Origin of the sequence: Vitiosangium sp. GDMCC 1.1324 (assembly GCF_003044305.1) — a bacterium.
Taxonomy (GTDB): domain Bacteria; phylum Myxococcota; class Myxococcia; order Myxococcales; family Myxococcaceae; genus Archangium.
Genome location: NZ_PZOX01000001.1, coordinates 1,018,231 through 1,037,467 on the forward strand (window position 1 = coordinate 1,018,231; position 19,237 = coordinate 1,037,467).

Consider the following 19,237-nt stretch of genomic DNA (forward strand, 5'->3'; position numbering starts at 1 on the left):
CGCCCTCGCGGGAAGGGGCCCCTTCATTGGAATCCGTCGCGGCGGGCGCGTATTTTGTCGCACATGAGCGAAGTGGGGATGACGGCGCCGATCCTGGAGGTGGAGGGGCTGGAGAAGACCTACGGTGAGGTGCGGGCCGTGCAGGGGCTGACGTTCCAGGTCGCCCCGGGAGAGGTGCTCGGGCTGGTGGGGCCCAACGGGGCTGGGAAGACGACCACGCTGCGCTGCCTGGCGGGCATCCTGCCGCCCTCCACCGGACGCGTGGGGGTGGCCGGGCACGATCTGGCGAGCGCCCCGGTGCAGGCCAAGCGCGCCCTGGCGTTCCTCCCGGACGAGCCGCGCCTCTTCGAGTACCTCACCGTCTGGGAGCACCTGAACTTCGTGGCCCGGCTGTACGGGGTGGCGGACTGGGAGGAGCGGGGGAGGGCCCTGCTCGACGAGATGGAGCTGACCGGCAAGGAGAAGGCCCTGCCCGGGGAGCTGTCGCGCGGGATGAAGCAGAAGCTGTCCATCGCGTGCGGCTTCCTGCACTCGCCACGGCTCATCATCCTGGACGAGCCGCTCACGGGGTTGGATCCACTGGCCATCCGCCGCATGAAGGCCTCGCTGCGCCAGCGCGCCGAGGCGGGGACGGCGTTGGTGCTGTCCTCGCACCTGCTGCCGCTGGTGGAGGAGCTGTGCCACCGCATTCTCGTCATCGCTGGAGGGCGCGCGGTGGCGCTGGGCACGCTCGCGGACATCCGCGCGCAGCTGAGTGGGCCCGAGGGCACGGGCGCATCCCTGGAGGATCTCTTCATCCGCATCACCAGCGCGGTCCCCGAGTCCCGGCCGGAGCGGGAGGCCCCGTGAGTTTTCCTCGCGCGGTGGCGTTCCTCTGGGTGGCCTCGGCTCGCAACCGGGTGCTCCGTCAGCTCCAGCGCCTGCGGCAGCCGAAGTACCTCGTGGGCGCGGTGGTGGGCGGGTTGTACCTGTACTCCGTCTTCCTCCGGCGGCTGGGCTTTCCAGGAGGGCAGGTGGGCTCGGCTCCGGCGGCGGCTCAGCTCATCAGCCAGTTCATGTTCACGGCGGCGATGCTGGGAACGCTCCTCTCCGCCTGGGCGCTGGGGCCGGATCGGCCCTCGCTGTCCTTCACCGAAACGGAGGTGCAGCAGCTCTTCTCCGCGCCCGTGTCGAGACGGGGGCTGCTGCACTACAAGCTCGCGCGCTCCCTTCTCGGCGCCGCCGTGGGGGCCGCCTTCACCACCCTCTTCGTGAGCCGCGTGGTGCGTCCTCATCCCGTCTTCTTCTTCATCGGTTCCACCGTGACGCTGGCCACGGTGAACCTGCATGTGATGGCGGCCTCCTTCGTGCGTACCCGGCTCGCCCGGCTCGGCGGGCCAGGCACGATGCTGCGCTGGGTGCTGCTGTCCGCCGTGAGCGCCTTGATGATCGGCGCGGGGATGGCCGCGCTGCGTGAGCATCCCTTCCCCCAGCAGTTGAAGGATCCCCGGCAGCTCCAGGAGTGGATCGTCGCGTTGATGGACTCACCGGTGATGGCGCTGGGCCGGTGGCTGGTGGCCCTGCCGCTCGCGCCGGATGGGTGGGCATTCCTGAAGGCCCTGCCGCTCGGGCTCGGGCTGCTCGCCGCCCATTACCTGTGGGTGATGAAGGCGGCGGTGCCCTTCGAGGATGCCGCGGTGAGTCGGGCCGAGGAGCGATCCCGCCTCCGGGAACAGCTCTCGCGGCAGGGAGGCCGCCCCACCCGCATTCGCGCGAGCCCCACGTTCCTCCGGCTCGCGCCCACGGGCCGGCCGGAGGTGGCCATCCTCTGGAAGAACCTCATCGCCGGGCAGCGGCTGGGAGGGGCGGGCCGGCTCATCATCGCCGGACTGGTGGGAGGCCTGGTGGCGTCGGCGGCCTCGGCGGAGAGCCTGCCGGAGGTCCTCGACAACATGCGCATGTTCATGACGCCCCTGTGCGGAGGGCTCGCGGTGTTGCTGTGCTTCTTCGGGCCGTCCGCCATGCGCATGGACCTGCGGATGGACCTGCCCCGGCTCGAACAGCTTCGGGCCCTGCCGCTCACCGGGCGCCAGGTGGTGATGGCGGAGCTCGCCGCGCCCGCGCTGCTGCTCGGGGTCACGCAGGTGGGGCTCCTCCTGCTGGCGGGAGTGCTTTCGGTATGGCAGGGCGGCTCGCGGACCGGGCTGTGGGTGGCGGGGGGCCTGGGCGCCGTCTGGGTGCTGCCGGCGGTGACGCTCGGTGGGCTCTTCGTCCAGAACGCGGCGGTGGTGCTCTTCCCGGCGTGGTTGCCACCGGAGGGCGAGCGGGTGCGTGGACTCGAGGCGCTCGGTCAGCGGTTGCTGACGTTGGCGGGCACGCTGGTGGTGTTGCTGGTGGGGATGCTGCCCGCGGCGCTCCTGGGGGCCCTGGTGGGTTTCGCCCTGGACCGTCTCTTGGAGCTCGGGGTGTGGGCGATTCCCTTCGCGGGGCTCGTCGCGGCGGCGGTGCTCGTCGCCGAGGTGGCGCTCGGGGTGGTGGGCCTGGGCCATGCCTTCGACCGGCTCGACGTATCGAGGGAAGGCACCGGGATGGCCTCGTGAGTCAGGACTCCTGGCCGGTGGTTCAGTGGGGTCCGGCCGGGTCCGGTGGCGCCGACAGCGTGCGCACCACCACCGAGCGGCAGGCCGTGCACACGACCCCGCTGCGCTCCCAGTGCACCTGATCCTCCCATTCCTGGGGGGACTCCGGTCCCTGCTCGAGTTGCTTCAGGAGCGCGGCGAGCTCGTCCGTCGAGCCTTCTCCGGCGGAGGAGCCGAGCACGTCCTGCTCACCTTCGAGCACGAGGGTGAAGCGGTAGTACACCTCGCTCGGGGCGATACCGCGCCCGCAGGAGTCGCACGTCTTGGGTCGAGGGCCGGACACGAACGCTGAGCGTAGTCGCAGAGCCGGCCCTGGCTCCAGCGCACCCGATGCGCGGAGGGCTCCGCCAGCCTACGGGGACAGGCCCAGGGCCGTGAGCCCGAGCTCATGACGCGCCCCTCTGCGCGGCCCTCCTGCTACGGCTGCTGCTCGTCCTCGCCCTCGGAGACGCGGGAGCTGGCGACGCCAAACACATTGGCCTCGGCGATCTCCTTGGTGGTGCCCTTGTAGATGCGCCAGGCGAAGGGGCCGGTGATCGCGAACGCGATGACGGCCAGGCCGATGGCCTTCCACGGAATGGGCTCTTCCTTGATCTGGATGTCCTTGCCGTAGGAGTTGATGTTGTACTTCGGACGGGCGCGGGCGGCATTGCGCTCCTGCTGGGTCATCTCCTCGCCCTGGAAATCCTGGAGCTGCCGCCGCTGTGCGAGGGCGGCGCCACCAGTGACGAGCACGAGGACGACCAGCAGACGCGAGTAGGAGGGGAAGCGCATGGGCGCGCAGCCTACCACGACCGTACAGGTGCGAAGAACAAGGCTTGCGTCATTTCCAGGGCTCCATTAGGCGCGGACTCCGTGCGCCTCCTCCTCATCCCCCTGATCAACCTGCTGTTGCTGATGCGGTACCTCCTGGGCCTGCCGTTCCGTCTGCTGGCGGCTCGTGGCCGGCCCGCGTACGTCCGGTTCCGGTTGTCGGGAGAGCCTCCCTACCGGGAGCGTCCCCGCCGGCGGAGCCTGGGCCTGCTGGGGGGCCAGGGTCGGCCCGAGCCCGCCACGGTGACCTCGCTGGAGGGCTTCCGCAAGGCCCTGGAGCTCCTGGCGAAGGATCCGAAGGTGAAGGGCATCCTGGTGGAACTGGAGGACCTGGCGGTGCCTCCGGCGAAGCGGGACGTGCTGGTGAAGCTGCTCGGGGACTTCCGGGCGGCGGGCAAGCGGGTGGTGACGTGGGCGGTGAGCACGGACAACCTGGGGTACCAGGTGATGTGCGCGGCGGACGAGGCGTTGCTGTCCCCGGCGGGCCGGTTGGAGCTGATGGGCTACGCCGCGGAGGCCGTGGCGCTGGGCGAGGGACTCGGACGGCTGGGCATCCAGGCGCATTTCTTCCGGCGGGGCGAGTACAAGACGATGCCCGAGCTCTTCACGCTCCCGGACGTGTCGAACATCCAGAGGCAGGTGTTGGAGTCCTTCCTGGACGAGCGGTACATGGAGCTGCTGGACATGGTGGCGAAGGGGCGGCGGCGCACGGTGGAGCAGGCGCGGGCGTGGATCGACGAGGGCCCCTACAGCGCGAAGCGCGCGCTGGGGGTGGGGCTCATCGATGGGGTGTGTGACGAGGCGGACCTGCCCGCGCGGCTGGCCGGGAAGGGCGCGGAGGAGAAGGCAGAGGACGAGGACGAGGGCCTGGAGCCCATGCCGATGTACCTGGCGCGGCTGCCCTGGCCTCCGGTGCGCTGGCGTCCGCTGCGGCCGAGGCCCCGGCTGGCGGTGGTGCCGGTGTCGGGGATGATCGTCCCGGGGAAGGGCGGAGCGGGGGTGGCGGGTCCACAGCTCGCGGGCTCGGACACGGTGGTGAGGGCGCTGCGCTCGGCGGGGAGGAACCGGCGGGTGAAGGCGGTGGTGCTGTACGTGTCGAGCTCGGGCGGCTCGGCGGTGGCCTCGGAGATCATCCTGGAGGCGGTGCAGCGGGTAGCGAAGAAGAAGCCGGTCATCGCCTTCGTGGACCGGGTGGCGGCGAGCGGTGGCTACATGGCGGCGCTGGGCGCCAAGGAGATCTGGGCCACGCAGCATGCCATCGTGGGCTCCATCGGCGTGTTCGCGGGGAAGTTCGATACCTCGGGGCTGATGGAGAAGCTGGGGGTGCACCAGACGCTCATCACCCGGGGGCAGAACGCGGGCATCTTCTCGTCCACGCGGGGCTTCACCGAGCACGAGCGGGCCTTGATGGAGGCCGAGGTGGAGGAGACGTACCAGGCGTTCCTCGAGCACGTGGCGAAGGCACGGGGCCGGACGAAGGAGGAGATTCACGCGCTGGGAGAGGGGAGGGTGTACAGCGGCACCCGTGCGCTGGCGGTGGGGCTGGTGGATCGGACGGAGGGCTTCGAGGAGGCGTGCCGGCGCGCGATGGAGCTGGCGAAGGTGCCGGGGCGCTTCGATCTCCAGGTGTATGGGGGCGAGGACCGGCGCTTCTCGCTGTTGAAGCTGCTGCTGGGGGGCTCGCACGCGGGGACATATGCCTTCTGCCCGACGGCCTGGAACCTCCAGGGCTTCGGGGAAGGAGAGCGTTTCGAGTAACCTGCGCCCTCGCATGGTGCGCCACTGTCCCCTCTGCGAGAACGAGTCCCTGCGGCCCCTGCGCGTCTCCAACGTGGAAGTGGACACTTGTCCCCGCTGTCACGGGTTGTGGTTCGACCGGGGCGAGCTGGAGCGCTTTCCGGATCGGCCTCCGGTGCGGGCGTTCCTGGCGGCGGCGCGGCAGGCGCCCTCGCGGTGCCGGAAGCGAGGTCATCTGGTGGCGGGTGGGCAGGCCGTGTGCTCCACGTGCCGGAGCGAGCCTGTAGCCTGTCCGGGTTGTGGCTCGCGGCTGGCGCTGGTGGTGACGAGCGCGTGTGCGATCGACGTATGCCCGCGCTGTGAGGGGGTCTGGCTGGACGCGGGCGAGTTCGAGCTGCTCGAGGGGGTGACCAATCCCCAGGCAAGGCCAGCGGGGGCGGGGGTGGCGGCCGTGACCCAGAAGTGCTCGGCGTGCAAGGTGGGGCTCCAGTTGCGGGACGCCTTCGCGTATGAGGGCGACGTCTACTGCGCCAGATGCCGGCCACCGGGCGCCGTCCAGTTGCACATTCCCTGAAGGCCCGCGCTTCCATGTCCTCCACCGTCCCTTCGCGGCTCTCGTTGTCCACCCTGTCACTCGCGGCCGCCCTGTCGGCCATGGGCTGTGCCCACGCTCCCGGACCCAGGGAGGTGGCCTCGGCCTATGCGCAAGCGCTGGAGGAGAACCGGCTGACCGACGCCTACGCGCTGACGAACGCGCCACCGGAGGCCCGGCCGTCCTTCCTCGAGCACTATGCGGATGCCTCGGTCCGCCAGGCCCGGGCGGTGGAGGTCCGCGCGGCCATTCCGCAGCTCCAGGCACGAGCCCCCGCCCTCTCGCTGCTCCAGGCGAAGGAGGGCTGGCGGATCGTCGAGGAGGAGCCGGAGGACGCGCCCCGGGCCGTGCTGACGCGCTTCCTGGACGCGGTGCAGGCGAGCGATTGGGCCACGGCCTGGTCCCTGTTGAGCGACCCACTGCGTGCCCGCTACACCCCCGAGCGTCTGCGCGAGGACTTCAAGCGGGAGCCCCTGGCGGCCGAGCGGGTACGCCGGGCGCGGCTCGCGCTCAAGGGCCCCGTGCGGGTGACGGCCGCGGAAGCGGAGTTCCGGATCGGTAAAGATCGAACGGTGCGCCTGGTCCGGGAGGCAGGCGAGTACCGGGTGGCGGCGATCGAATGAGATGAGAAGACATGCGGCCGGGGGAGCGGAGGATTAGAGGAGGTTGACACCACCAAGGCCGCTGGCTATCTCCGCGCCCTTCCGAGGGGACGACCCCAACCCCCCGGGTTGCAAAGGATTCAGGTACTCCGATGAGCGTTTCCGAGCGCGACATCCTCACGGCGATGTCGAAGGTGATGGATCCCGAACTTCACATCGATCTGGTGAAGGCCGGGATGGTGAAGGACATCCGTGTGGAGGGCGACAAGGCGAAGCTCAAGATCGAGCTGACCACGCCGGCCTGCCCGATGAAGGGGAAGATCCAGGCGGACGCCGAGGCGGCGCTCAAGCAGGTGCCGGGGCTGAAGACGTTCGACATCGAGTGGGGCGCGCAGGTGCGCGGGGCGCCCGGTGCCCGGGCCGGACAGCAGGGCCAGGCGATCCTTCCGCAGGTGAAGAACGTGATCCTGGTGGGCGCGGGCAAGGGAGGCGTGGGCAAGAGCACGGTGTCGGTGAACCTGGCGGCGGCGCTGGCTCGCGAGGGCGCGAAGGTGGGTCTGCTGGACGCGGACTTCTACGGCCCCTCGGTGCCCCTGATGACGGGCATCACCGAGCGGCCGGTGAGCCCGGATGGCAAGTCGCTGCTCCCGCTGGAGAAGCACGGGCTGAAGGTGATGTCGATCGGCTTCCTGGTGGAGGCGGATCAGGCGCTCATCTGGCGTGGGCCCATGCTGCACGGGGCTCTGATGCAACTGGTGCGGGACGTGCGCTGGGGCGAGCTGGACTACCTGATCCTCGACCTGCCGCCGGGGACGGGTGACGTGGCGCTGTCGCTGTCGCAGTCGGTGAGGGCGGCGGGCGCGGTGCTGGTGACGACGCCGCAGGACGTGGCGCTGGCGGACGTGGTGCGCGCCAAGCAGATGTTCGACAAGGTGCACATCCCGGTGCTGGGCATCGTGGAGAACATGAGCCAGTTCGTGTGTCCGCACTGCTCGCAGGCCACGCCCATCTTCAACCGGGGTGGTGGCCACAAGGCGGCGGAGATGTTCGCCATTCCCTTCCTCGGGGAGATTCCCCTGGATCTGAAGATCCGCGAGTCGGGTGACGCGGGCGTGCCGGTGGTGCTGAGCGCGCCGGACAGCCCCGAGGCCCAGGCCTTCCGGACGATGGCGCGCAACATCGCGGGCCGCGTATCCGCCGAGAACATGCGCGTGGCGGTGAAGCTCCCGGTGGTAAGCTGAGGATTCTCCGCGAACTCCGAGGCCCCGCATGTCGACCGGCAAGGACACCAAAGACGAAGACCTCTACCCGGATCCTCTGCTCGGAGACGAGCCGGAGCGGGAGGGGGGTTCTCGCCCGGGGTTCGTGCCCGAGTTCGTGCGCAAGGTGGCGGTGGCGGGACTGGGCGCCCTCTTCATGACGGAGGAGGGAATCCGCTCGCTGGCCGGCCAGCTCAAGCTGCCCAAGGAGGTGCTCGGCTACATCCTCGGGCAGGCGGAGAAGACGAAGGACGAGGTGGGCCGGGTCGTTTCCGAGGAGCTGCGGCGCTTCCTCCAGTCGGAGAAGCTGCGTGACGAACTCCTCAAGCTGGTGTCGGGGATGACCATCGAGGTGAAGGCGCAGATCCGCCTGGTGCCTCAGGAGCGCGAGGAGGGGGAGCAGGCCGAGCCGCCTCCGCGCACCAAGGTGGTCGTCACCGAGCTGAACACGCGGCGCGGCGGCAAGAAGGCCGCGTCGAAGAAGGAGTGACGGCGTGGAGGGCGAGGGGCAGCGGAACTGGCGTCAGCACCCGCTGCTGAAACGGCTGCCGCTGCTGCTGTTGGTGGTGCTGGGCCTGTGGCTGTGGAAGACCTCGGTCCCGCCCGAGCGCGAGCTGGTGTGGCGGCTGGAGGGCCCGGGCTGGACGGAGATCCGCTCCCTCGACTTCCAGGTGAAGAACGCGGACGGCGAGCTGGTGAAGCGCGAGACTGACGCTTTCCCGGAAGGCCCACCGGGCTCTGTGGTGCTGAAGGCGGATCTCCCCTCGGGGTCCTACGAGGTGTGGGTGTTCGCTCGGGGTGAAAGCGGACCCTCGCGCCCGCCGCTTGTGGATCGCCTGACACTCGGAGACGAGGACGCGCGCGTCGAGCATGAACTGCGCGTACCTGCGAGCCGTTGACCGGTGGGGAGGCCAGGGCTATAGCGCGCCCGGTTCCTCTTTTACTGATTTACCGAGCAAGGGGTCGCGAACGCCATGGCAACGGAGCACATCGTCGTCGTCGGGGCAGGGCAGATGGGGTCGGGCATTGCCCAGGTGGCGCTGCAGGCGGGCCTGCGGGTCACGCTGGTGGACGTCTCGAAGGAGGGTCTCGCCAAGGGCGCCGAGCGCATCAAGGCCGGCCTGAAGAAGCTGGTGGAGAAGGGCAAGCTGGACGCGGCGAAGCTCGAGGCGGCGAACGCGAACCTGGCCACCGCCACCAGCGCCACCGAGGTGAAGGACGTGGACTTCGCCATCGAGGCCGTGACGGAGAACGAGGACCTCAAGCGCCGCATCTTCGTGGAGCTGGATGGCGTGGTGAAGCCGGGCGGCATCCTGGCGACGAACACCTCGTCCATTCCCATCACCCGCATCGCCGCGGCGACGAAGCGCCCCGAGAACGTCATCGGCATGCACTTCATGAACCCGGTGCCGCTGATGCAGTTGGTGGAGCTGATCCGGGGCGCGGCGACGTCGGACGCGACGTACCAGACGACCAAGGCCCTGTCGGAGAAGATGGGGAAGACCACGGTGGTGTCCAAGGACTTCCCGGGCTTCATCGTGAACCGCATCCTCATCCCGATGCTGAACGAGGCCTGCTTCGCGCTGCAGGAGGGCCTGGGGACGGCGGAGGACATCGACACGGCGATGAAGCTGGGGACCAACCAGCCCATGGGCCCGCTGCAGCTCGCGGACTTCATCGGCCTGGACACCGTCCTCTACATCGCGGAGGTGCTCCACAAGGGTCTGGGTGACGACAAGTACCGCCCGAGCCCGCTGCTGCGGCAGTACGTGGACGCCGGCTGGTACGGCAAGAAGAGCGGCCGCGGTTTCTACAAGTACTAGTCACCCCCCATACCCCCGAGGAACCCCATGGCCTACGAGAACATCCGGCTGGAGATCGAGGACGCGATCGCCGTCCTCACCATCGACCGTCCCAAGGCGCTCAACGCCCTCAACAGCAAGACGTTCCACGAGATCGAGTCCGCGCTCAACTCCCTTCCCCCCACGGTCCGCGCCCTCATCGTCACCGGCGGTGGCGACAAGGCGTTCGTGGCGGGAGCGGACATCGCGGAGATGGTCTCCATCGGCGCGGCCCAGGCGCGCGAGTTCTCGGCGCTCGGCCATCGCGTCATGCAGCAGCTCGAGCAGCTCTCCATCCCCACCATCGCCGCGGTGAATGGCTTCGCGCTCGGCGGCGGCTGTGAGCTCGCCCTCGCGTGCGATCTCATCTACGCCTCGGAGAAGGCGAAGCTGGGCGTGCCCGAGGTGACCCTCGGCGTCATCCCCGGCTTCGGTGGCACGCAGCGCCTCGCCCGCCTCGTCGGCAAGATGCGCGCGAAGGAGCTCCTCTTCACGGGTGAGCGCGTGGACGCGGCGAAGGCGAAGGAGATCGGCCTCGTGCTCGAGGTCCTCCCGGCCGATCAGCTCCTGGCTCACTGCAAGACGGTGGCGGGGAAGCTCCTCAAGAACGGCCCGCTGGCGGTGGCCCAGGCCAAGCGCATCGTCGAGTTCGGCGCCGACCAGGATCTCCGGGCGGCCAACGAGCTGGAGCGCCAGGGCTTCGCGGTGCTCTTCGGCTCGGAGGACCAGAAGGAGGGCATGAAGGCCTTCCTGGAGAAGCGTCCCGCTGCCTTCTCTGGCAAGTAGGCAACCCCTCGACACCCGGGAGCCCCGGGATGGCTAATGGGCGCGGCAACCGGCGCTTGCCCGCCCGTCTTGCAAAGCCTGAACCGCGGGCCCGTGCTCGTACTATTTACAGAAGCGCCCTTACCCGACCAGGAGTGCCATGAACTTCGAGCTGAGCGACATCCAGCGCGAGATCCAGCGGATGTGCCGCGAGTTCGCCTCGCGAGAGCTGACCCCCAACGCCCGGAAGTGGGACGAGACGCACCAGTGGCCCACCGACGCGGTGAAGAAGCTGGCTGAGCTGTCGCTGCTCGGCGTGGCGGTCCCGGAGCAGTACGGCGGCGCGGGGCTGGATAACGTCTGCTACGCGCTGGCCATGGAGGAGATCAGCCGCGGCTGCGCCTCCACCGGCGTCATCATGAGCGTGAACAACTCGCTCTACTGCGATCCGGTGATGAAGTTCGGCACCGAGGCGCAGAAGGAGCAGTTCCTCACGCCCTTCGCCCGGGGCGAGAAGCTGGGTTGCTTCGGCCTCACCGAGCCCGAGGCCGGCAGCGACGCGGCCTCCCAGAAGACCACGGCCGTGCGCAAGGGTGATGAGTACATCATCAACGGCTCGAAGAACTGGATCACCAACGGCCCCAAGGCGGACGCCATCGTGCTGTTCACGATGACGAACAAGGAGGCGGGCAATAGGGGCATCTCCGCCTTCCTGGTGCCCACCAATACGCCGGGCTTCATCCGCGCCGAGCCGGACAAGAAGATGGGCATCAGCGCGGCGCACTCGTGCAGCATGTTCTTCGAGGACATGCGCGTGCCCGCCAAGAACCTCCTGGGCAAGGAGGGCGACGGCTTCAAGGTCGCCATGAGCACGCTGGACGGCGGGCGCATCGGCATCGCCTCGCAGGCGCTGGGCATCGCCCGCGCGGCTTTCGAGGAGGCGGTGCGCTACTCGGGCGAGCGCAAGACGTTCGGCAAGCCCATCCGCGAGCACCAGGCCATCCAGTTCATGATCGCCGACATGGCCACGGAGATCGACGCGGCCCGGCTGCTGGTGCTGCGCGCGGCGCTGCTCAAGGACAAGGGCGTGCGCCACTCGGTGGAGAGCTCCATGGCCAAGCTGTACGCCAGCGAGATGGCCAGCCGCGTGACCAACAAGGCCCTGCAGGTGCACGGCGGCATGGGCTACTCCAAGGAGATGGACGTCGAGCGCCACGTGCGCGACGCGCGCATCACGGAGATCTACGAGGGGACGAGCGAGATCCAGCGCATCGTCATCTCGACAAACCTGTTGAAGGACTGAGGAGGCGAGCTGTTTATGAAGCGTTCCCTGATCGCGGTGGCGGTGCTGCTCGGTTCGGGCCTGGCGTTCGCGCAAGGCTCGGCCGGGAAGAAGGGCTCGGCCCAGAAGGAGTCCGCGCCCGAGGCAGCCGCCCCCGCGCAGGAGAAGAAGAAGGCGGAGCCGGCCCGGCCCCAGCCGCCGGACGTCAGCCGGATGCCCTTCACCCCGGACTCCATCCGCACGGTGATGGAGTACTACTCGCGCGACATCCAGGAGTGCTACGAGGAGATCCTCGCGACGAAGGGCAGCAAGGTGGAGGAGGGGCGCATCCTGACGACCTTCACCATCTCGCCGGAGGGTTTCGTGCGCAACGCCAAGGTGGCCAAGGCGGGCACGACCCTGAAGAACCCGCGCCTGAACGAGTGCGTGGTGAACGTGCTCTCCAGCATCACGTTCCCTCAGCCGCCGGACGGGCGCGAGTACCCCATCGAGTATCCGTTCAACCTCAAGGCCATCAAGTAGGACACCTTCCGTGAACCTCGAGCTCACCGAGACGCAGACGCTCATCCGCGACACCGCGCGCAAGTTCGCCCGGGAGAGGGTGGCGCCCCAGGCGCGCAGATTCGACAGGGAGGAGCTCTTCGCTCCCGAGCTCTTCAAGGAGCTGGCCTCCCTGGGGCTGATGGGCGTGAACATCCCCGCGCAGTACGGCGGCGCCGAGGCGGGAGTCGTCTCCTACTCGCTAGCGATGATGGAGATGGCCGCCGCGTGTGCCTCCACCTCGGTGGCCATGGCCGTCACCAACATGTGCGCCGAGCTCATCTGCAAGTTCGGCACGGAGGCCCAGCGCGAGAAGTACGTCACGCGGCTGACCTCCGGTGAGGCGGTGGTGGGCTCGTTCGCGCTCTCCGAGCCGCACGCGGGCTCGGATCCGCGCGCCATGCGCACCACGGCGGTGCGCCGCGGGGACAAGTGGGTCCTCAACGGCAGCAAGCAGTGGATCACCTCCGGGGCCTACGCCGGGGTGATGGTGGTGTGGGCGCTCACGGGCGGGCAGGGGAACAAGGGCATCTCCGCGTTCATCGTGGAGGGCGGGACGAAGGGCCTCCTCATCGGCAAGCACGAGGACAAGATGGGCCTGCGCGGGTCCAACACCGTGGGCCTCACCTTCGAGGACATGGAGATCCCCGCGGAGAACCTCCTGGGCAAGGAGGGCGACGGCTTCAAGCTGGCGATGATCGCGCTGGATGGTGGGCGCATCGGCATCGCCTCGCAGGCGTGCGGCGTGGCGCGGGCGGCGCTGGAGGCCTCCGTCCAGTACTCGAAGGACCGCAAGGCCTTCGGTCAGCCCATCGGCGAGTTCCAGGGACTGCGCTTCATGATGGCCAACATGGCCACCGAGCTGCAGGCGGCCGAGCTGCTCACGTTCCGGGCGGCGTACCTCAAGGAGGAGGGCAAGCCGTTCACCCGCGAGGCCTCGATGGCGAAGCTGTATGCCAGCGAGATGTCCAACCGCGCGGTGGACAAGGCGGTGCAGATCCACGGCGGCTACGGCTACATCGACGAGTTCCCCGTGGAGCGTTACTTCCGCGACGCCCGGGTGCAGACCATCTACGAGGGCACCAGCGAGGTGCAGCGGCTGGTGATCGCCCGCGAGACGTTCAAGCTGCTGGACTGACGCGCGCGCGCGGCGGCGGGGCCACGGAGCGATCCGCCTCCAGACACGGGGGCGGGCGAGGCACGGTTCTTCTTCCCACCCCGCTCCCACTGGCTCACACCTGACCTTCCCCGCCTCCATCTTCCCGAGGGAGATGTGTGCTCGGCCTTCGGCATTGCCGCCGGAGGAGGGCGGGGGGAAGGGGTGATGTTCGATGTCTTTCTTTCCCACAACGGCCAGGACAAGCCGGCCGTTGCGGCGCTCGCTCAGCGCCTGCTGAATGAAGCGAAGCTGAACCCCTTCCTGGACCAGTGGAACCTGGTCCCGGGAAGTGCGTGGCAGCCCGCTCTGGAGGCGGCCCTGGCGCAGAGCCAGTCCGTGGCCGTCTTCCTCGGGCCGCATGGCTTCAGCTCCTGGTCCAGCGAGGAGTTGTACCTGGCCCTCGACGCCGCCGCGCGGACTCGGGACGAATACCGCGTCATTCCCGTGCTGCTGCCCGGAGCCCGCGCCGAGTCGCTCACCGGCTTCCTGGCGCAGCGCACCTGGGTCGACTTCCGGAATGGGTTGGACGATGCCCTGGCCTTCAATCGCCTGGTGGCCGGCATCAAGGGCCAGGCGCCCGAGCATGACACCTATCGGCTCCCGGACGAGCCGGCGCCCTACCGGGGACTGCTGCCCTTCACGCAGTCCCAGGCCCGCTTCTTCTTCGGCCGGGAGCGCGAGATCCAAACGGTGTTGGACAAGCTGAAGAAGCACCCGTTCCTCGCCCTGGTGGGCGCCTCGGGGGTGGGTAAATCCTCGCTCGTGCTCAGTGGTGTCCTGCCGCGGCTGGAGCGCCCGGCCTCGGGGTTCGGCCCCCAGCTCCGCATCCGGGTGATGACGCCGGGGTGCCGGCCGCTCAGGGCCCTGGCGAATCAGCTCGCCACCCTGGTTCCTCCCGAGGCCCGGTTGACCACCGCCGATGCGCTCGCCCGGCGATTCGCGGCCTCCGAGGATGGGTTTCGGACGGCCCTGGCGACGCTCACCGCCGAGGAGCCCGGGCCCTTCGTGCTCGTGGTGGACCAGTTCGAGGAGCTCCTGATCGACTGCGACAACGTTTCGTCGGAGGCGGTGCCCTTCATCGCCAACCTGCGGGAGGCGGTGGAAGGAGCCGGGGGCTCGATCCGGGTGCTGGTCACCTTGCGCGCGGACTTCTTCGGGCGGTGCCTGGAGCTGCCCGTGCTCCGGGAGCTCCTGCAGGAGAACCAGGTGCTGCTGGGGAGTCTGGGCAAGGAGGCCCTGCGGGATGCCATCGTCCGCCCCGCCCGGGAGGTGGGGGCCTTTCTGGAGAAGGGGTTGGTCGGCACCATCCTCAAGGACGTGTCGAACGAGCCCGGGGCCCTGCCGTTGCTCGAGCATGCCCTGTACGAGCTGTGGCGGGCTCGCAATGGGGCCTGGCTGACGCTCTCCGCCTATGAGGCGACCGGCGGCGTAGCCGGAGCGCTCCAGCGGCGTGCGCAGAGCACCTACGAGGAGCTCGCCCCCGAGGAGCAGGAGATCGCTCGCGGGCTCTTCCTGCGGCTGACGACGCTGGGGGATGGAGCGCCGGACACGAGGCGGCGCGTGTCGCGCGGCGAGCTGGTCTTCCCAGGAGCCCGTCCCGAGCAGGTGGAGCACGTGCTACGGGTGCTATCCGGGCCCGAGGCCCGGTTGATCGTGGCCGACGGGGACTGGGTGGAGGTGACGCACGAGGTGCTCATCCAGGAATGGGACACCCTTCGCAACTGGGTGAACACGAACCGCCGGGAGCTGCAGGTCCACCGGCGGCTGACGAACGCCGCCAACGAATGGACGGCAAACCAGCGGGACGGCAGCTACCTGTACACCGGCTCCCGGCTGTTGGAGGCCGAGGCCTTCTTCAGCCAGGAGCCCGGCGCCCAGGCACCTGGAGGGCTCAACCAGCGGGAGCTGGACTTCCTGACCACGAGCCTGGCGCATCGCGACGCGCAGACGCGGGAGGCGATGCAGAGGCATCGCGAAGAGCTGAGGCGCGCACGGCGGCTCGCGAGGGCTGAGGCGGAAGAAGCCCGGGCGGAGCGGCGGGCGGCGCGGCGGCTGCGCGGGCTGGCCCTGGTGCTCATCCTGGGCTGCACGGGCATCCTCGGGTCCTGGACGGCGGCCCGGCACCAGCACGACGTGGCGCTCTCGCGTGAGCTGACGGCGACCGCCCTCCTGAACCTCAAGAGCGATCCCCAGCGCAGCCTCGCCCTCATCCAGGAAGCGGGGCTCGTCGCCATGACCGACCAGGTCAAGGAGTCCCTGGACGCCTGGCGCCGCGAGCCGAGCTGGATGATCCTGCGAGAGCATGAAAAAGCCGTGAACGCGGCCACCTTCAGCCCGGATGGCACCCGGGCCGTCACCGCCAGCGAGGATGGGACGGCGCGCGTCTGGGACCTGGACACCGGCCGGTCTCTCGTCAGCATCCGGCACGAGGCACCGGTCCTGTCCGCCACCTTCAGCCCGGATGGCACCCGGGTCGTCACCGCCAGCGAGGATGGGACGGCGCGCCTGTGGAGCGTGACCACCGGCCAGTCCCTCGTCCTCACCCGGCACGAGGCACCCGTGCTGTCCATCGCGGTCAGTCCGGATGGCACCCAGATCGCCACCGCCGACAATGGGGGAGAGGTGCGCCTGACCAACGTCGCGTCCCGGAAGTCCCGCGTCCTCTTCCATCTCCTGGGGCCGATCCTGTTCATCGACTTCAGTCGGGATGGCAGGAGGATCGTCAGCGCCGGATTCGATCAAACGGCGCGCGTCTGGGACCTGGACACCGGCCGGTCCCGCGTCCTCTCCGGGCACGGGGGCCCGGTCTGGTCCGCCCGGTTCAGCCCGGATGGCACGAAGGTCGTCACCGCCAGCTCCGATGGAACGGCGCGCGTCTGGGACCTGGACACCGGCCGGTCCCTCGTTCTCTCCGGGCACGTGGGCCCGGTCTGGTCCGCCCGGTTCAGCCCGGATGGCACGAAGATCGTCACCACCAGTGAGGACGGAACGGCACGCTTCTGGGAGCTGTCCACCCATGCGTCCCCCGTTGTCCTCTCCGGGCACTCGGCCCCGGTCCTGTCCGCTGGCTTCAGCCCGGATGGCACGAAGCTCATCACCACCAGCGAGGATGGGACTGCGTGCCTGTGGAATCCGTTCACCAGCCGCTCCTGCACCGTGCTCTCGGGGCATTCGGCCCCGGTCGTCTCCGCCGAGTTCAGCCCGGATGGCACGAAGGTCATCACCGCCAGTCTCGATGGAACGGCGCGTCTGTGGGACGTGGCCTCGAGCAAGTTCGCCATCGTGCTCTCCGGACACGCGGCGTCGGTGAAGTCCGCCGAGTTCAGTCCGGATGGCACGAAGCTCGTCACCGCCAGCTTCGATGGAACGGTGCGCCTGTGGGACCTGCACTCCGGAGCGTCCCGCGTCCTCTCCGGGCACCAGGGGCCCGTCTGGTCCGCCGAGTTCAGCCCGGATGGCACGAAGGTCGCCACCACCAGTGAGGACGGAACGGCACGCCTGTGGGACGTGGCCTCCGGGGAGTCCCGCGTCCTCTCCGGACACGCGGCGCCGGTGAGGGCCGCCCGATTCAGCCCGGATGGCACGAAGCTCGTCACCGTCAGTGATGACGAGACAGCGCGCGTGTGGGACGTGGCCTCCGGGGAGTCCCGCGTCCTCTCCGGTCACACCCGGCCGGTCTGGTCCGCCGAGTTCAGCCCGGATGGCACGAAGGTCGTCACCACCAGTGAGGACGGAACGGCACGCCTGTGGGACGTGGCCTCCGGGGCGTCCCGCGTCTTCTCCGGTCACGCCCATTCGATCTGGCCCGTACCGCTCTGGTCCGCCCGATTCAGCCCGGATGGCACGAAGATCGTCACGGCTGACAATGATGGGACGGCGCGCGTGTGGGACGTGGCCTCCGGGGAGTCCCGTGTCCTCTCCGGTCACACCCAGCCGGTCTGGTCCGCCGAGTTCAGCCCGGATGGCACGAAGCTCGTCACCGCCAGTGACGACGGAACGGCACGCCTATGGGACGTGGCAACGGGAAGGGCCCGCATCCTCTCCGGGCACCAGGGGCCGGTGAGGTTCGCTGGGTTCAGCCCGGATGGCACGAAGCTCGTCACCGCCGGAGATGATGGGACGGCGCGCGTGTGGGACGTGGCCTCCGGCCAGCTCAGCGTCACCTTCTCCGGGCACGAGGGGGCGGTGAACTCCGCTGGCTTCAGCCCGGATGGTCGGATGGTCGTCACCGTCGGCAACGATGGAGCGGTACGCCTCTGGCCCGATCTGCTCTGGGCACCCGACGCGCTCAAGCTCGCCGAGCTGGATGTGGGCCGGGAGCTGACGCCCGAGGTGAGACGAAAGAACTTCCACCTCCTGGGTTTCTGGAAATGAAGAAGCCGCTCGTCGCCTCGCTGCTGCTCGTGCTCTCGGTCCTCTCCTGGCCGCGAGCCCAGGCCTCGTCCGCGGATCCCTTCCGCGCCACCATCCCGGACACCCTCCAGTTCGCCGAGAAGCAGCTTCGTGCGACCGCGAACGCGCTTCCTCTTTCGGCCTATCCGTCCTCCACCGCACTGGACGGGAGCTGGGACACCACCGGCTCCGGGAGCTGGACGAGTGGATTCCTCTCCGGAACCTTCTGGTACATGTACCAGTACACCCGGAATCCGTTCTGGCGGCTCCAGGCCGAGCAATGGCAGACCGGTCTCGAGAGCCAGAAGTTCCGCACCGATGATCAAGATCTGGGATTCATGATCCTGGACAGCTACGGCCACGGATACCGCCAGACCGGGAATGACACCTATCGCCAGGTCGTCCTGACCGCGGCCGAATCCCTCGCCCAGCGTTTCGACCCGAACCTGGGGTACATCCGCTCGCGAGGGGACCTCTCCGACACGGAGGACTTCCGGGTCATCATCGATACCCTGATGAACAGCGAGCTGCTGTTCTGGGGAGCCAGGAACGGTGGCGGGCGCGAGTGGTACGACATGGCCCATCAACATGCGCTGCACGTCCTGGAAACCCATGTGCGCGAGGATGGAAGCACCCTGCAGACGGTCAGCATCGATCCGCGGACCGGCACCATCCAGGAGCAAAGCAAGGAGCAGGGCTGCCGGTGGAACACGACCTGGGCGCGCGGACAGGCCTGGGCGGTCTACGGCTTCACCATGGCCTATCGCGAGACGCACGACCCCCGACTCCTCCAGGCGGCCCGCCGGACCGCGGACTACTTCCTCCAGCATCTCCCGGCCGACAAGGTGCCCTACTGGGACCTCGAGGTGCCGCACCGTTCCCAGGAGCCGCGTGATAGCTCGGCGGCCGCGATCGTCGCGTCGGCGCTGGTCGAGCTGAGCCAGTTGGAGAACCAGCCCCGGCGTGCCGCGCGCTACTGGTACGCAGCCAGGGACATCCTGATCTCGCTCTCCTCGCCGGCGTACCTGACCCGGCACAAGCAGAGCCGCTCCATCTTGCGGCATGGCACGGCCTACAAGCCTCATGACAAGTACGACACCGGCCTCATCCAGGGTGACTACTTCTTCATCGAGGCACTGCTGCGCTACTCCTCGGCACGGCCTCCGGCGAGGGCGGCGTGGACTCCACCGGGTGAGGCCGAGGCCCCGCTCTCCAGAAGGGGAGAGGATCCCTCCATGGGCACGGATGACGTCTCCCTGTCGTTCTCGCTCCGTCTGATGAGCCTGCCTTCCGAGGACGCGGGCCTTCCGTCCCACGAGGGTGACCTGATGGGCCACCTCCTCGTGCGCCCGAGTGGCGAGCTCGCGCTGAGCAACGGAGAGATCGAGATCGGTGCGAGATCCATCCCCCTGAAGGTGGGACAGGCCTACCGGATCCTCCTGCGCCAGAAGAAGGACAGCGGGCCCTACACGATCCTGGAGGCCTACCTGGCGAGAGAGGGGGAGGACTTCGAATGCCCGTTCGTCTCCAGCAGGGTGGTGCTGTCCTCTCCGGCCTCCGGCCCACCACGCTCCGCTGCCCTGGCTCCCCTGGACGCCATCGTCGAGGACCTCGAGGTCCATCCGGCGCCACGGTGA

General features: G+C 69.1%; 17 protein-coding genes. 15 read left to right on the forward strand and 2 right to left on the reverse strand.

The window, feature by feature from the left end; translation table 11 throughout:
• The first annotated feature begins 78 nt into the window (after window positions 1-78).
• Window positions 79-849, forward strand: coding sequence for an ABC transporter ATP-binding protein (locus DAT35_RS03865; RefSeq protein WP_233261282.1), 771 nt, complete (start codon window positions 79-81; stop codon window positions 847-849).
• Window positions 846-2,579: a putative ABC exporter domain-containing protein gene (locus DAT35_RS03870; RefSeq protein WP_108065484.1), complete on the forward strand. Its 1,734-nt coding sequence runs from the start codon at window positions 846-848 to the stop codon at window positions 2,577-2,579. The genes DAT35_RS03865 and DAT35_RS03870 overlap by 4 nt, the downstream gene beginning before the upstream one ends.
• Window positions 2,580-2,601: 22 nt before the next feature.
• Here DAT35_RS03870 and DAT35_RS03875 read toward each other — a convergent pair whose 3' ends face one another.
• Complete coding sequence (locus DAT35_RS03875) at window positions 2,602-2,901, reverse strand: hypothetical protein (protein WP_108065485.1); 300 nt, start codon at window positions 2,899-2,901, stop codon at window positions 2,602-2,604.
• Between the two features lie 134 nt (window positions 2,902-3,035).
• On the reverse strand, window positions 3,036-3,392 hold the full coding sequence (locus tag DAT35_RS03880) for a hypothetical protein (protein ID WP_199242790.1): 357 nt from the start codon (window positions 3,390-3,392) through the stop codon (window positions 3,036-3,038).
• A gap of 123 nt (window positions 3,393-3,515) precedes the next feature.
• Between DAT35_RS03880 and sppA the strand changes: the two genes are divergently transcribed.
• From sppA to DAT35_RS03945, 13 genes are all read left to right on the forward strand, one after another.
• A complete protein-coding gene (sppA, locus tag DAT35_RS03885) occupies window positions 3,516-5,189 on the forward strand; it encodes a signal peptide peptidase SppA (RefSeq protein WP_108065647.1) in 1,674 nt (557 codons plus the stop codon).
• 13 nt (window positions 5,190-5,202) lie between these two features.
• Entirely contained in the window at window positions 5,203-5,742 is a 540-nt protein-coding gene (locus tag DAT35_RS03890) for a zf-TFIIB domain-containing protein (protein WP_158501538.1), read from the forward strand.
• A 14-nt stretch (window positions 5,743-5,756) separates the two neighbouring features.
• Window positions 5,757-6,383: a hypothetical protein gene (locus tag DAT35_RS03895; protein ID WP_108065487.1), complete on the forward strand. Its 627-nt coding sequence runs from the start codon at window positions 5,757-5,759 to the stop codon at window positions 6,381-6,383.
• A 131-nt stretch (window positions 6,384-6,514) separates the two neighbouring features.
• On the forward strand, window positions 6,515-7,603 hold the full coding sequence (locus tag DAT35_RS03900; protein ID WP_108065488.1) for an Mrp/NBP35 family ATP-binding protein: 1,089 nt from the start codon (window positions 6,515-6,517) through the stop codon (window positions 7,601-7,603).
• A gap of 28 nt (window positions 7,604-7,631) precedes the next feature.
• Complete coding sequence (locus DAT35_RS03905) at window positions 7,632-8,111, forward strand: hypothetical protein (RefSeq protein ID WP_199242791.1); 480 nt, start codon at window positions 7,632-7,634, stop codon at window positions 8,109-8,111.
• A 4-nt stretch (window positions 8,112-8,115) separates the two neighbouring features.
• Entirely contained in the window at window positions 8,116-8,520 is a 405-nt protein-coding gene (locus DAT35_RS03910; RefSeq protein ID WP_108065489.1) for a hypothetical protein, read from the forward strand.
• 75 nt (window positions 8,521-8,595) lie between these two features.
• Window positions 8,596-9,444, forward strand: coding sequence for a 3-hydroxyacyl-CoA dehydrogenase family protein (locus tag DAT35_RS03915; RefSeq protein WP_108065490.1), 849 nt, complete (start codon window positions 8,596-8,598; stop codon window positions 9,442-9,444).
• Window positions 9,445-9,471: 27 nt separating this feature from the next.
• Window positions 9,472-10,248 carry an enoyl-CoA hydratase/isomerase family protein gene (locus tag DAT35_RS03920; RefSeq protein ID WP_108065491.1) on the forward strand — a complete coding sequence of 259 codons (777 nt, stop codon included), beginning with the start codon at window positions 9,472-9,474 and terminating at the stop codon, window positions 10,246-10,248.
• A 139-nt stretch (window positions 10,249-10,387) separates the two neighbouring features.
• Complete coding sequence (locus DAT35_RS03925) at window positions 10,388-11,530, forward strand: acyl-CoA dehydrogenase (protein ID WP_108065492.1); 1,143 nt, start codon at window positions 10,388-10,390, stop codon at window positions 11,528-11,530.
• Between the two features lie 15 nt (window positions 11,531-11,545).
• Window positions 11,546-12,031, forward strand: a complete 486-nt coding sequence (locus DAT35_RS03930) for an AgmX/PglI C-terminal domain-containing protein (RefSeq protein ID WP_108065493.1) — start codon at window positions 11,546-11,548, stop codon at window positions 12,029-12,031.
• Window positions 12,032-12,041: 10 nt separating this feature from the next.
• Window positions 12,042-13,187: an acyl-CoA dehydrogenase family protein gene (locus DAT35_RS03935; RefSeq protein WP_108065494.1), complete on the forward strand. Its 1,146-nt coding sequence runs from the start codon at window positions 12,042-12,044 to the stop codon at window positions 13,185-13,187.
• 186 nt (window positions 13,188-13,373) lie between these two features.
• Window positions 13,374-17,582 (forward strand): TIR domain-containing protein, encoded by a 4,209-nt coding sequence (locus tag DAT35_RS03940; protein ID WP_108065495.1) that lies wholly within the window; start codon window positions 13,374-13,376, stop codon window positions 17,580-17,582.
• Entirely contained in the window at window positions 17,579-19,237 is a 1,659-nt protein-coding gene (locus DAT35_RS03945) for a glycoside hydrolase family 88 protein (protein ID WP_108065496.1), read from the forward strand. The genes DAT35_RS03940 and DAT35_RS03945 overlap by 4 nt, the downstream gene beginning before the upstream one ends.

Excerpts from the sequence above, each read along its gene's own strand:
- DAT35_RS03865 (WP_233261282.1), top strand. The coding sequence starts at position 79 with ATGACGGCGCCGATCCTGGAGGTGGAGGGGCTGGAGAAGACCTACGGT.
- DAT35_RS03880 (WP_199242790.1), bottom strand. The coding sequence starts at position 3,392 with ATGCGCTTCCCCTCCTACTCGCGTCTGCTGGTCGTCCTCGTGCTCGTC.
- sppA (WP_108065647.1), top strand. The coding sequence starts at position 3,516 with ATGCGGTACCTCCTGGGCCTGCCGTTCCGTCTGCTGGCGGCTCGTGGC.
- DAT35_RS03890 (WP_158501538.1), top strand. The coding sequence starts at position 5,203 with ATGGTGCGCCACTGTCCCCTCTGCGAGAACGAGTCCCTGCGGCCCCTG.
- DAT35_RS03895 (WP_108065487.1), top strand. The coding sequence starts at position 5,757 with ATGTCCTCCACCGTCCCTTCGCGGCTCTCGTTGTCCACCCTGTCACTC.
- DAT35_RS03900 (WP_108065488.1), top strand. The coding sequence starts at position 6,515 with ATGAGCGTTTCCGAGCGCGACATCCTCACGGCGATGTCGAAGGTGATG.
- DAT35_RS03905 (WP_199242791.1), top strand. The coding sequence starts at position 7,632 with ATGTCGACCGGCAAGGACACCAAAGACGAAGACCTCTACCCGGATCCT.
- DAT35_RS03915 (WP_108065490.1), top strand. The coding sequence starts at position 8,596 with ATGGCAACGGAGCACATCGTCGTCGTCGGGGCAGGGCAGATGGGGTCG.
- DAT35_RS03920 (WP_108065491.1), top strand. The coding sequence starts at position 9,472 with ATGGCCTACGAGAACATCCGGCTGGAGATCGAGGACGCGATCGCCGTC.
- DAT35_RS03925 (WP_108065492.1), top strand. The coding sequence starts at position 10,388 with ATGAACTTCGAGCTGAGCGACATCCAGCGCGAGATCCAGCGGATGTGC.
- DAT35_RS03930 (WP_108065493.1), top strand. The coding sequence starts at position 11,546 with ATGAAGCGTTCCCTGATCGCGGTGGCGGTGCTGCTCGGTTCGGGCCTG.
- DAT35_RS03940 (WP_108065495.1), top strand. The coding sequence starts at position 13,374 with ATGTTCGATGTCTTTCTTTCCCACAACGGCCAGGACAAGCCGGCCGTT.
- DAT35_RS03945 (WP_108065496.1), top strand. The coding sequence starts at position 17,579 with ATGAAGAAGCCGCTCGTCGCCTCGCTGCTGCTCGTGCTCTCGGTCCTC.